General features: G+C 40.9%; 12 protein-coding genes and 1 tRNA gene. 5 read left to right on the top strand and 8 right to left on the bottom strand.

Annotation, left to right across the window (positions count from 1 at the left end; all coding sequences use genetic code 11):
* Nucleotides 1–310: 310 nt before the first annotated feature.
* From atpC to bla, 5 genes are all read right to left on the bottom strand, one after another.
* The gene (atpC, locus tag QWZ01_RS15890; RefSeq protein ID WP_290324902.1) at nt 311–565 is read right to left on the bottom strand and encodes an ATP synthase F1 subunit epsilon; all 255 of its coding nucleotides are present in this window, start codon (nt 563–565) and stop codon (nt 311–313) included.
* Between the two features lie 92 nt (nt 566–657).
* On the bottom strand, nt 658–2,163 hold the full coding sequence (gene atpD, locus QWZ01_RS15885; protein ID WP_290324900.1) for a F0F1 ATP synthase subunit beta: 1,506 nt from the start codon (nt 2,161–2,163) through the stop codon (nt 658–660).
* Nucleotides 2,164–2,326: 163 nt separating this feature from the next.
* A complete protein-coding gene (locus QWZ01_RS15880; protein ID WP_290324898.1) occupies nt 2,327–3,310 on the bottom strand; it encodes an NAD(P)H-quinone oxidoreductase in 984 nt (327 codons plus the stop codon).
* Between the two features lie 116 nt (nt 3,311–3,426).
* Nucleotides 3,427–5,820, bottom strand: a complete 2,394-nt coding sequence (locus QWZ01_RS15875) for an ABC transporter permease (protein ID WP_290324896.1) — start codon at nt 5,818–5,820, stop codon at nt 3,427–3,429.
* A gap of 88 nt (nt 5,821–5,908) precedes the next feature.
* On the bottom strand, nt 5,909–6,631 hold the full coding sequence (gene bla / locus QWZ01_RS15870) for a subclass B1 metallo-beta-lactamase (RefSeq protein ID WP_290324894.1): 723 nt from the start codon (nt 6,629–6,631) through the stop codon (nt 5,909–5,911).
* Between the two features lie 87 nt (nt 6,632–6,718).
* Here bla and QWZ01_RS15865 point away from each other — a divergent pair, with 87 nt between their 5' ends.
* The 4 genes from QWZ01_RS15865 (at nt 6,719) to obgE (ending at nt 9,157) form a co-directional block, all read left to right on the top strand.
* Nucleotides 6,719–7,183 (top strand): redoxin domain-containing protein, encoded by a 465-nt coding sequence (locus tag QWZ01_RS15865; RefSeq protein WP_290324893.1) that lies wholly within the window; start codon nt 6,719–6,721, stop codon nt 7,181–7,183.
* Between the two features lie 154 nt (nt 7,184–7,337).
* A tRNA-Arg gene (locus tag QWZ01_RS15860) sits at nt 7,338–7,414 on the top strand.
* A 51-nt stretch (nt 7,415–7,465) separates the two neighbouring features.
* Entirely contained in the window at nt 7,466–8,035 is a 570-nt protein-coding gene (locus QWZ01_RS15855; RefSeq protein ID WP_290324891.1) for an adenylate kinase, read from the top strand.
* Between the two features lie 114 nt (nt 8,036–8,149).
* A complete protein-coding gene (obgE, locus tag QWZ01_RS15850) occupies nt 8,150–9,157 on the top strand; it encodes a GTPase ObgE (protein ID WP_290324890.1) in 1,008 nt (335 codons plus the stop codon).
* On the opposite strand, the gene QWZ01_RS15845 is transcribed toward obgE, so the two are convergent.
* The 3 genes from QWZ01_RS15845 to QWZ01_RS15835 all read right to left on the bottom strand — a co-directional run bounded on the left by QWZ01_RS15845 (nt 9,150) and on the right by QWZ01_RS15835 (nt 12,201).
* Nucleotides 9,150–10,730 carry a hypothetical protein gene (locus QWZ01_RS15845; RefSeq protein WP_290324888.1) on the bottom strand — a complete coding sequence of 527 codons (1,581 nt, stop codon included), beginning with the start codon at nt 10,728–10,730 and terminating at the stop codon, nt 9,150–9,152. The two genes, obgE and QWZ01_RS15845, sit on opposite strands and share 8 nt — an antisense overlap.
* A 24-nt stretch (nt 10,731–10,754) precedes the next feature.
* Nucleotides 10,755–11,306 carry a WcaF family extracellular polysaccharide biosynthesis acetyltransferase gene (locus QWZ01_RS15840; protein WP_290324886.1) on the bottom strand — a complete coding sequence of 184 codons (552 nt, stop codon included), beginning with the start codon at nt 11,304–11,306 and terminating at the stop codon, nt 10,755–10,757.
* A gap of 103 nt (nt 11,307–11,409) precedes the next feature.
* A complete protein-coding gene (locus tag QWZ01_RS15835) occupies nt 11,410–12,201 on the bottom strand; it encodes a polysaccharide biosynthesis/export family protein (protein WP_290324885.1) in 792 nt (263 codons plus the stop codon).
* Between the two features lie 92 nt (nt 12,202–12,293).
* On the opposite strand from QWZ01_RS15835, the gene QWZ01_RS15830 reads away from it, so the two are divergent.
* Complete coding sequence (locus QWZ01_RS15830) at nt 12,294–13,031, top strand: glycosyltransferase family 2 protein (RefSeq protein WP_290324883.1); 738 nt, start codon at nt 12,294–12,296, stop codon at nt 13,029–13,031.
* The last annotated feature ends 52 nt before the right edge of the window (nt 13,032–13,083 follow it).

Genomic DNA, 13,083 nt, shown 5'->3' with positions numbered 1-13,083 from the left:
TAATTTTGTGCAGAGCATAGTTTAGATAATAGCTGTTTACGGACTCACTCGATCTGCGCTGCGCTTGTCGACCTTTTCAGCTTCGCTGGAAAGGGGATACGAAAATATTTTTCTCACTCTCTTGTCTTTCATCCATTTTCAAAATCCCCTCTTTCCGCCGCAGGCGAAGAGAGGGGCGACAAGCGCAGCGATGTCGGGGTGAGTCTGCCACGCAATTTTCAAGAATATTCTCTGACAGCCGAAAAAAGTGCAAAAAAAAACGTCCGGGGATTTATACCCGAACGTTTTTATAAATATTGGGGTATAAGGTTTACTTGTGCTGAATACCTTCAGCAAGCACAATAACCTTATTGTTTAATACCTCAACAACACCGCCTTTAATAAAAAAGACTTCTTCTTTACCAGCGTTGCCGCCACGCACGGTTAGTTTACCATCCTGCAAAGTAGAGATGATAGGAGCGTGGTGGTTTAATATTTCAAATAATCCCAAAGCACCCGGAACGGTTACCGATGTGGCTTCGCCCTCGTATACTTTTTTATCGGGTGTAAGAATTTCTAAAGTCATTTTTTTTGTATCAAGTAGTTAGTATCAAGTATCAAGTATTATGCAATTAGTATCAAATAGCAATCTTGCTACCTGATACTAAATACTTGTTACTATGCGTTAGCTTCAGCTAACAGCTTTTTACCTTTTTCAATGGCATCTTCAATGCTTCCAACTAAGTTGAATGCAGCTTCAGGATATTCGTCAACTTCACCATCCATGATCATGTTGAAACCTTTAATGGTTTCTTTGATGTCAACCAATACACCTTTTAAGCCGGTAAATTGTTCGGCCACGTGGAATGGTTGTGAAAGGAAACGCTGAACACGACGCGCACGTGATACAACCAGTTTATCTTCCTCAGATAACTCGTCCATACCCAGGATCGCGATGATATCCTGTAACTCTTTGTAACGTTGTAAAGTTTCTTTAACACGTTGAGCTGTATTGTAATGCTCATCGCCTAAGATAGCCGGGCTAAGGATACGTGAAGTAGAATCCAAAGGATCCACCGCAGGATAAATACCTAACTCTGCAATTTTACGTGAAAGTACTGTTGTTGCGTCCAAGTGAGCAAATGTAGTTGCCGGTGCAGGGTCAGTCAAGTCATCCGCAGGTACGTAAACCGCTTGTACAGATGTAATTGAACCGCGTTTGGTTGAAGTGATGCGCTCTTGCATGGTACCCATTTCAGTAGCCAGTGTTGGCTGGTAACCTACCGCTGATGGCATACGGCCTAACAGCGCCGATACTTCAGAACCTGCTTGTGTAAAGCGGAAAATGTTATCGATAAAGAAAAGGATATCACGGCCTTTGCCATCTTCTTCACCATCACGGAAGTATTCGGCAATGGTTAAGCCTGATAAAGCCACACGTGCACGTGCACCAGGAGGCTCATTCATCTGGCCGAAAACGAAGGTTGCTTTTGAGTCTTTCAAAGCTTCGTTATCCACTTTAGATAAGTCCCATCCGCCTTCTTCCATAGAGTGCATAAATGCATCTCCGTATTTTATAATGCCTGATTCAAGCATCTCACGTAAAAGGTCATTTCCTTCACGGGTACGCTCACCAACACCTGCAAATACCGATAAACCGGCATAAGCTTTAGCGATGTTGTTGATCAGTTCCTGGATCAATACTGTTTTACCAACACCAGCACCGCCAAACAAACCAATTTTACCACCTTTTACATAAGGCTCTAACAAGTCGATAACCTTGATACCTGTAAAAAGTACCTCAGTTTCGGTTGAAAGGTCCTCAAAACGTGGAGGAGTATTGTGGATTGGACGACCATTGGCTTTATCTAAATCAGCGATACCATCAATGGCATCACCAACAACGTTGAATACACGACCTTTGATGTTTTCGCCAACCGGCATTTTGATGGCCGATTCTAAATCCAATACCTTCATGCCGCGTAGCAATCCGTCTGTTGAATCCATCGCGATAGCACGTACACGATCTTCGCCTAAGTGCTGCTGAACTTCTAAAATTACTTTTTGGCCATTTTCTTTCGTGATCTCTAATGCATCATAAATTTTGGGAAGATGAGCATCATCAGCGAAACTTACGTCAACTACCGGACCAATGATCCGTGATATTTTTCCAATGTTTGGCATATATAACCTGGTGTTTTAAAGAATTTTTCTAATAAATAGCTGTTGCAATAAAATATAAGATGCTATTTCAGAGGCGCAAAGTTAAGATTTCTATCCAAATATTTAAATACCAAAAGCAACATTTGTTACGATATTTTCTTAACAGTCATTTTGAGGTTTTTTGTTACTCAAAACTGAGTACTATTTTACCAATATGACTGCTGCTTTCCATCAGCTCATGAGCCTGGGCTGCCTCTTCGGGTTTAAATATCTTGTATATAACTGGCTTAATTGCTCCTGATGCCAGCAATGGCCAAATGCTTTTTAGCAGATTTTGAGCAATCCTACCTTTAAATTCTGCATCTCTTGCTCGTAAAGTAGAGCCCGTAATGGTTAGTCTTTTCACCATCACCCGGCCCAGATCTACCTGGGCATTGTTGCCGTTCATGGTATTAATCATCACCAGCCGACCCTCTATAGCTAATGACTGAATGTTGGCGGGGGTATAATCGCCGCCTATCATATCTAATATCACATCAACACCCTTGCCATTGGTTAACTGCTCAATAACTTCTTTAAAGTTTTCGGTTTTGTAGTTAATGGCCCTCGCGGCACCAAGCGCCTCGCAGCTGTGGCATTTTTCATCAGAACCCACCGTAGTATAAACCGTATGGCCTAAAGCACTGGCTATTTGTATGGCCGCTACACCAATACCGCCCGAGCCGCCGTGAACCAGCAGGGTTTCACCATCTTTTAAATTGCCTCGGTCAAATACATTGCTCCAAACGGTAAAAAATGTTTCAGGCAGGGATGCAGCTTCTGTAAAAGACAAATTTTCGGGTACGGGCAGGCATTGCAGTTCGTGGGCGCTGCAATATGCTGCATAACCACCTCCGGATACCAGGGCGCAAACTTTATCGCCAATTTTCCACCGGGTAACGGCAGCACCCACTTCAACTACGGTGCCGGCAACTTCAAGACCCGGAATATCCTGTACCACATCTGCAGGTGGCGGGTACTTACCTTCGCGCTGCAGCACATCCGGGCGATTTACACCTGCGGCAGCAACCTTAATTAAAACTTCATTTGCGCCATAAGTGGGTTTGGGCCTTTCTGCAATTTGCAAAACCGAGGGTTTGCCGGGCTGGGTTATGATAATGGCTTTCATTGCAAGTAGTTATATAGCAAATATATGTTATATAAATGCGCAAAAAACAAATTCTAAACCCTAAAGTAAAGTTCTAAATTCATGGTATGCTCTTTAGTTTCTCTTTTGCTTAAGCTCTATTCATTCTTCAAACTATTAACCGGGTTGGCTATTGCCGCTTTCAATGATTGCGTACTAATAGTGATAAAACAAATAACTACGGAACCGATGCCGGCAATCGCTAATTCCCACCATTGGATGTTCTGCCTGTAGGCAAAGCCTTGCAACCAGATGTTCATAATTAGCCAGGCTAATGGCGCTGCTATCAAAAACGAAATGATCACCAATTTTATAAAGTCCTTTGATAACATTTTTACAATAACCGGGACGCTTGCGCCCAAAACTTTGCGTATGCCAATTTCCCGGTTACGCTGTTCTGCTGCGTAAGCAGCCAGGCTAAATAATCCCAGGCAGGCAATAACAATAGCTAAAACAGTAAAGACTATGAAGAGATTACCCATGCGTTGCTCAGTACGATACGTGGTTTCAAAATCATCGTCCATAAATGTATAATTAAAACGCTCGTGAGGGGCAACGGTTTTCCATTGGTTTTCCATCAGATTTATTAACGCATGTAAATTGGATGTGTTCACCCTTACGGTTAAGCGGGCCAGCCAATCATTAGCCATTACCATTACCAGCGGACTTACATTATCGCGCAGCGAACTGAAATTAAAATCTTTTACAACGCCAATAATAGTGTATTTTTTGTCGATCTCTTTCCCCTTCCATGTGTAAAGAAGCTTATTAATAGCATGATTATTATAGCCAAATACTTTGGCCGCTGTTTCATTGATGATTACCGCTGTTGAATCTGTTTTAAACTGTGCAGAAAAACTTCGGCCCTCTTTCAATGTGATACCCATGGTGTTCAGGTAGTCTTCATCAACTTTCCAGAACTGGGTTGACTGACTGTTTTTTTGATCTGGTGATACATACCCAATTGTCCGGTAACCGCCAACAGGGAGGTAGCTGCTAAGCGTTGCATTGATTACTCCTGGAAGTTGTTTTATTTCCTGTTTCAATATCTGGGGATTATCTAATGTATTTACACTATTAATAGTGATTACCTGGTTGCGGTTAAAGCCAAGATCCTTATTTTGAATGTAATGCAGCTGATTATATATTACCAACGTACCTATAATTAGAAAAATAGAAATAGAAAATTGAAAAACAACCAATGTGCTTCTGAGTGCGCCGCCTTTAAAGCCTGTTGCCAATTTACCCTTTAATACATCAATGGGTTGAAATGCAGAAAGGAAAAATGCTGGGTAGGAGCCCGCTAAAAGGCCTACCACCATAACAATAGCGATTATAGAGGGTAGTAGCCAGGTTAGTACATTCCATGTGATGACTAATTCTTTATTTGCAAAATGATTAAAAATTGGCAGCAAGGCCCAGGCTGTTAGCATGGCTATGAAGGCAGCGGTGAAAGTTACTATTAATGATTCGGCCAAAAACTGAAATATCAGGTGCTTGCGAGATGATCCTAATACCTTGCGCACGCCAACTTCACGGGCTCTGTTTGCCGAACGGGCTGTTGACAAGTTCATGAAATTAATGCATGCCAATAGTAAAATGAACAAAGCTACTACCGAAAATATGTAGATGTATTGTATGTTGCCGTTAACACCAATTTCGCCTTGACGATTTGATTTTAAGTGTATGTCTTTTAAAGGAGTGGTTATAAGTTTAAAGTAGTTATTGTTTGATTTGAACCTTTGATAATTAAAATTGGCTGTTGAAAGGTTTTTTTCCATCAAAGGAGCAAGCTTTGATTCAAAACGTGCCGGGTTGGTGCCAGGTTTAAGCAAAATATAGGTGATGAAAGGACTGATACTGTTCCAATTACCCTTGCCAACCGCATTGGCGGCAAACAGAAAATTAGCTTTAAAATGTGATTGGTGGGGCATCTCACGCATTACACCACTTATTTTATGATTGCTGCTATCGGTAACCAAAAAAAGCGTTTCACCTACCACATTGGTACGATTAAAATATTTTTTGGCTATTGATTCAGTAATTACAACATTATTAGGTTCTGTAAGTGCAGTTTTAGGATCGCCGGAAAGCAGAGGTAAGGTGAAAATATCAAATATGCCTGTTTCGCAATAAAAGGTAGCGCCATCTTCCCGAACAATTTCATCGCCCTTTTTAAAACGGATATTTACGGCTGGAGTTATCCGTACAGCTTTTTCAACTTCCGGAAACTCCCGGGTTAAAGCATCTGCAACAGGTATGGGAGAGCCTGCAAAATAGGATATAGTACCGTTAAACTTAACGTCGGTATTTACCCGGTATATTCTATTGAATTTAGTGTTATAGCGATCATAATTTAGCTCATCAACCACAAAAAATATGATGAGCAGACAGGTAGCTAAACCCAAAGAGAGCCCTAAAATATTGATGAACGTAAATCCTTTATTTTTTAAAAGACTGCGAAACGCCGTTTTGATATAATTCCTGATCATAACCTTTAGCTAATTGATATTGCTAAAGCTATAACTAAATATTTAGTTAATCAAGAATTTTATAACTTAATTTTTAGTTCAACTATGTTTATTTACTTTTTGCTATGTTTATAGTATGGCGTAATTGCATTGTATCACCCTGCCAGCCCTGGTGACCAGGTATAACATATTTAATATTTTTAAAGCGCTTGCCAACGCGTTCTACAGAATTTGGCCACTCGGCTATGTTGCCATCATCAGTAAAGCCCTTACTATTAGTTTCCAGGCTTTTGATGAGGCATCCGCCAAACAGTACCCGGGTTTGTGGCAGCCAAACTACAATATTGTCTTTAGTATGGCCTTCGCCGGGATAGTAAGTTTGTATGCTTACGCCGCCAACGTTAAAAACGGTATCGCGGTTAAAGGTAAACTCAGCCTGTTTGTTGCCGCCCTTTTTAGCCAGTGTATTGGTTAATTTGCTTGCGTAAGTTTTTACACCGTTCTTTTTTAACATATCGAGCCCGGCGGTACGGTCGCTATGGAAGTGGGTTGCTATACAAAGCACAATTTTTTGATGATAGCGTTTCTGTAAAGTATCCATCAACTGTTGTGTTTGATCTTCATCCCATGGAGTATCAATTAATATAATACCGGCTTTGGTTACAATATAAAGTCCGTTGGCAGGGAAGGGGCTTTTACCATCCGGCAATCCGTAAGAGATGTGTACATATACATTATTAGTTAAATGTTTAGTACTGATACGGAATGGCTGGGTTTGGGCTTTAACATAAGCCGAAAAACATATTAGGGCTGCAATCAGTATAAATCTCATTATTCAAAAATAGCAAAGTCAATTAATTACCTGCCAATTACCATTAGCTGTTTCTATTTATTTTTATTTGCAATAAAAAACTACGCTATGGCATTACAAGTTGGCCAAAAGGCCCCCGATTTTATATTAGTTTCATCAGCATTAAAAAGTGTATCGTTAGCCGATTTTAAAGGCAGAAAAGTAGTGCTGCACTTTTTCCCTTTAGCATTTACTGGTGTTTGCACCACGCAATTATGCACCATGCGTGATAGCTTTGGTTATTATGATGGATTAAATGCTACCATATTAGGTATATCTGTTGATTCGCCTTTTACACTGGCAAAGTTCAAAGAAGAGAACAATTACCAGTTTGATCTGCTATCTGATTTTAATAAGGAAGTATCTGCAGCCTATGGCGCCTTGTATGAAACTTTTGCTTTAGGATTGAAAGGTGTATCAAAGCGTGCGGCATTTGTGATTGATGAAAACCAGGAAATTATTTACGCCGAGGTACTGGAAGATGCAGGCAACCTGCCCGATTTTGCTGCCATTGCCGAAATTGTGAAACAATAAAGAGGCTGACTAAGTCAAATAGTAAAAAAATATGGAAAGATATTTGCCATAAAATCAGTTGTTTGGCTTAGTTTGAAAAAATAATTGTAAAAGTTATTTGAAAAAAGTTTGCAATAAAGGGTAAAAAAACTACTTTTGCATTCCGTTTCAAAAAGCACTCGTAGCTCAATTGGATAGAGCGTCTGACTACGGATCAGAAGGTTAGGGGTTCGACTCCCTTCGAGTGCACCAAACGTTAAGCCTTTCTGTGTTGTACCGAAAGGCTTTTAATTTATTAAGAGCATGCTAAATCTGGTATTGTTTGGTCCTCCCGGAGCAGGGAAAGGGACTCAGTCGCAAAAGCTTATTGAAAAACACGGTTTAATACACCTTTCAACAGGCGACCTTTTACGCGGCGAAATTTCACAAGGAACTGCACTTGGCTTAGAGGCAAAGAAATTGATGGATGAAGGCATGCTTGTTCCTGACGAGGTAGTTATAGGTATGATCAGCAATAAGCTGGATGCCAATAAGGAGGCTGAAGGTTTTATATTTGATGGTTTCCCCCGTACCGTTGCACAGGCCGAAGCATTGGACAACCTGCTGGAAAGCAAGGCAGCTACCATATCACATATGATTGCTCTTGAGGTAGATGCTGAGGAGTTGGAGCGCAGGCTTTTGGAACGTGGTAAAGAATCTGGCCGTGCAGATGACGCCAACCCGGAAGTTATTCGCAAGCGTATTAAAGAATACAATGATAAAACGGCTCCTGTTGCCGGTTTCTATAAAAATCAGGATAAGTTTAAAAGTATAAACGGTATTGGCTCAATTGACCAGATATATGGTGCCATTGATGCCGTTATTGAACAATAATAATTAAGTCCGGAAGTCGGGAAAGTCAGTAAAGTCCGAAAGTTAAGAACATCAAACTTCTTATCTTTCGGACTTTACTGACTTTCGGACTTTTCAGACCAAATCTTAAAATTTATGTCGCAAGGTTCCAATTTTGTTGATTACGTGAAAATCTGTTGCCGCTCGGGCCACGGTGGGGCAGGTTCTGCGCATTTGCACCGTGATATTTTAACCTCCAAAGGCGGCCCTGATGGTGGTGATGGCGGAAGAGGTGGTCATGTTATTGTAAAAGGCAATGCCCAGCTATGGACAATGCTGCATCTTAAATATCGTAAGCACGTAATTGCCGGCGATGGCGATTCTGGCGGCAGTTCATTAAGATCGGGTAAAACCGGACGCGACGAAATTTTGGAAGTGCCCCTTGGTACCACCGTTAAAAATGCCGAAACCGGCGAGGTTATTTTTGAGATTACCAAAGATGGCGAAACCAAAATATTAACTCCAGGTGGCCGCGGTGGTTTAGGTAACTGGCATTTTAAAACCGCAACACAACAAACCCCACGTTTTGCCCAACCGGGTGAGGATGGCCGGGAAGACTGGAACATACTCGAATTAAAGATACTTGCCGATGTGGGTTTAGTGGGCTTTCCGAATGCCGGTAAGTCAACTTTACTTTCTGTAGTATCGGCTGCCAAACCAGAGATCGCTGATTACGCGTTCACGACGCTGGTGCCCAACCTGGGTATAGTATCGTACCGCAATAACCGCTCATTTGTAATGGCCGATATTCCGGGAATTATTGAGGGCGCTTCGCAGGGGAAAGGACTTGGGTTTAGATTTTTAAGGCATATTGAACGTAATTCGGTATTGTTGTTCATGGTACCTGCAGATACAACCCGTACCATTAAACAGGAATACGAGATATTACTGCACGAGCTGAAAGAATATAACCCCGAACTGATACATAAGCCGCGTGTGCTTGCGGTTACCAAATCAGATATGTTGGATGATGAGTTGCAGGCCGAAATGGCAAAGGAACTTCCGGATGGTGTACCTGCAGTGTTCATATCATCAGTAGCTCAAAGAAATTTAGACGGATTAAAAGATCTGCTTTGGAAAGAGATCAACGCGAACGTTATTTAGCCGAATAGAGCACATAATCTGGACTTAGCTGCTCCATCTTGAAATCCTGATAGTCCGGAAAACAGTGGGTTAAAATGTCTGATCTTACACCACTATAGTTTGAGGGCATGAAAATATATAGCGGCCCTGCATGGCCTTTATAGGTAAAATTGTCATAGTAGTCCTTTGAACTAACCTGAACCGCATCCATTGGATCTACAGTGATGATGCGGTTATTTTTTATCTCCAGGCCAAGATCAGGTTGTATAAAAACAAAAATGGCATTGTTGTTTTTTCTGTCCAGATCCATGAGGTAGTTTAATGACTGCTGATCGGCTGCTATTTGGGCCAAACCAGTTGTTCCCCTGGCATTAAATAGTTTGTTTTGTCTAAATCCAGGTACAAAGTATCTGAAGCTTAAAAAGCCAATAACAAAACAAATAAACACAAATGCAGCCTTATAAATGAGTTGGCTCCGGCTTACCAGGTAAACAAGGCCGGGAGTTATCAGCAGGCCAATTAACCGCAAATGCCTTGCCTCGTACGATATATTAGCCTGCCTTAAAAAGTTATAGCTGAAAAATATTACCGAAACCGAATAAAAAACAATAACCAGTAAGGCGTAGTTTTTATCAGGCGCATGGCGCGCAATGTTAATAACCAGTATCACACTAAATATAGCCGATGTTATAACCGTAACTAACGACCAAAAAGGGTTCAGTATGGTTAAGTCATCATGATATATCAATCCTCCAGCCATATCATCAATAGACAAACCTGCCAGCAAAGGTGAGGCAAGCGGAAAGCTAAAAGTTTGCCAGGTTAGTTTGATACCCATACCACTCGATGCTGGATTTTCACCTTTGGAAAGATACAGGATGTAAATTAATGAAAGGGAGGCTATGGCTGGTATCCCAATCCATATTCCTTTTTTTATCCATTGCACAATATCATACTGACCTCGCGATAGTTTTATCCACAAATAAATGCAGCCCGCCCCGTACATCCATAAAAACGATGATTTACAGCAGAAGCCAAAGCATCCGGAAAGTAAAAGGAATACAAGTAGTTTCCAATCAGTTTTATTAATAGCTGTGCAACCGTAAAGGAACCAGCCTGCAAAGCCGAATATCAATACTTCGCCGCCGTTATAAAAAATATAAGGGATAATAAAGGCCTGTTGGCAAGCTATCAGGGCAACGCTGATAGCGGCTATTAGTTGCCCGAAGCCGGCCTTCTTAAAAAATGAATAAAAACCAAATATCCCTGATAAAGTAAAAACTGCACTTGTAACAGCAGCTGCCTGCCCAAGGTTGAGTTTAAAAAGCGATATGAATAAATAAGGAGCAAGGTATTGCCCCGGCGACCACCATGTTAAAAACTCGGAATGAGTTTTACTTAAATCGGCAGCGTTGGGTTTAAAAAGTAAATTAAAGCCACCGCCGGCCTGCATTTTTTGCAATACCTGAAAGCCCCATGATGAGTCAGGAAAAACCGCTGCAGGAGATAAAAAGGTCATTACGCCAACTATTAATACAATTACGCTCAGCACAGCCAGAATTATTTTGTGAATATTGCTTGTTTGTAGTGGCATAATTATAGTTAATGTGGTAGATTTTTAAATAATATTACGTTCGCGGGTTTTTATTGCCGGGTTGCCCTGGTAAACAGCATAAGGCAGCAGGTTTTGAGTGGCCACAGAGCCACTGGTAAGTACAGAATGGCTGGCAGCGGTAACTCCCGGGTTTACTATAGCTCCGGCTGCTATCCATACCCCATCTTCTAAAGTTAACTCTTTAGTTATCAAGTTAAATGATGTTTTTTTGTAGTCATGACTGCCTGTAAGCAATATGGCTCCCTGCGAAAGGCATACATTGGCCCCAATGTTAACACCAACCAGGCAGTCTATCCAAACATTTTCGCCGATCCAGGTTTTATCGCCAATGGTCAAAAACCAGGGGTATTTTATGTTTACACAAGGTTTTATGGTTACATTTTTGCCAATTTTTGCACCAAACAAGCGTAGCAGAGAAACTTTGAACCTGCTTGAAGGGATAAGGCTGGTTTTAAAAAAAAAGGCATTCAGGTAAAACCATACCAGTCTCTTAAACGCATTACCACCCGGATGAAAAGGATAATTGCTATAGGTGGATAGGTCGGTTTTGTGCATGCCTGTTAATAAGCCTGTAGTTGTTGTTTTAATAAAATTAACAAAGCAAGTTGTGCAATGTTTAGCAATTGATATGTTAATTAAGATCTGAACCCATCAAATTTTACCGGCGCGAAAGTGTGAAAATAATTAAAGCTGTATTCAATAAAAGTAATACAGGCTGGGTAATGACTGAAAGGTTTTGCAAGTTCTCGTTCCGTACAGCACGTTTGTTTTGCGATATATAAATAACATCGCCATTTTGCAGGATAGCCCGCGGATCATTTATGGATTGTATATTCCGGAGGTTGATCATGGTTACCTGTGGGTTGAGCTGATCGCCTCGTATAATTTGAATATTTGTTTCATTTGCTTTATCAGTCAGACCTCCTGCAGCACCTATCATATCAACAAGAGTAGTTTTATCTTTTACTAATGGAAAATTGCCCTGGGTTTTAATTTCACCCAAAAACGTTACTTTTAAATTGGTGATCTTTAACTCGATAATGGGGTCCTTTAACAAACTTTTGCGATAAAGGTCCTCAACCTTTTTTGCTGCCTGGGCACGGGTTAAACCCACAACGTTCACATGGCCAATTACAGGTAAAGTTACCGTACTATCATCTTCAACCTGATAAGTTTGGCCGCCCCCTCCACCGGATCCTCCACCTCCAGAATTATTGCCGTTGCTTGGAGCTTCATCAACAATATACCTGATATTTTGAAGGTTTCTGATCTGCAATATATCCTGCGACTTGATGCGGTATGGAACCATATCAGGGGCAGGTGATTTTTGGGTTAAAGTATCATGAGCAACACCCTTTTGTTCAAAAAGTGATTGATATTGTTTGTTGGAGCACGATGTTAAAGTGAATAGTATCCCCAGAAATAAAATAGTAAAAGTAAAAAGACGCATATAAGGGATTTACTGCTTAATAATTATGCATTGGTTTCAAAAATACATAATTTGCGTGTACAATATTAGTATCCTATTCCAATTTGTACGGTTTGAAGCTCTCTCTTGTTACAGTAGTTTATAATGCACAAGATTCAATCGGTGAATGTATTGAGTCTGTCATCAGCCAAAATTACCCCGATCTGGAGTATATTATTGTTGACGGAGGATCAACAGATAACACCCTGAATGTGATCAACCGGTACAGATCGAACATTAATATTTTAGTTTCTGAACCTGACCTGGGTATATATGATGCCATGAATAAAGGTATCCGCCTGGCTACCGGGCAGTTTGTTGGTATGCTGAATGCAGATGACCAGTTTGCTGACACCGACGTTTTAAAATCAGTAGCTGCCGCTTTTGAGCAGCACAATACCGGTGTTATATATGGCGATATGGATATTATAGGTCAGAGGCAGCAAATTATTCGCAAATGGCGAACCGGGCCTTGCAATGATAACTCCTTCAACTTCGGCTTTATGCCGCCTCACCCCACATTTTACTGCAAGAGGGAATTGTTTGAAAGGTTAGGCTTTTACAGCCTTGACTATGGTTCGGCTGCTGATTTTGAGCTGATGCTGCGCTTTCTGCACTTAAACAAGGTAAATAGTCATCACCTTAAAAAAGTGATGGTTAAAATGCGTACAGGCGGCGTAAGCAGTAAGAGTTTCAAAAACAGGATCAAAGCATGGCAGTTCGATTTAAAAGCTATGCGTAAAAATGGCGTTACATTCCCCCTCATGGCTATTATATTAAAGCCGGTTCAAAAAATCTTCCAATTTTTTTAATTTCAAGTTAAACCTATATTTTTCTTCTGCGTATAAGAGTTCATGGCTGTAA

The sequence above is a fragment of the Mucilaginibacter aquaedulcis genome (genome assembly GCF_030409325.1).
In the GTDB taxonomy this organism is placed as follows: domain Bacteria; phylum Bacteroidota; class Bacteroidia; order Sphingobacteriales; family Sphingobacteriaceae; genus Mucilaginibacter; species Mucilaginibacter aquaedulcis.
Note: the sequence above shows the minus strand (reverse complement) of the source record. Positions and strands in the feature narration are given on the sequence as shown.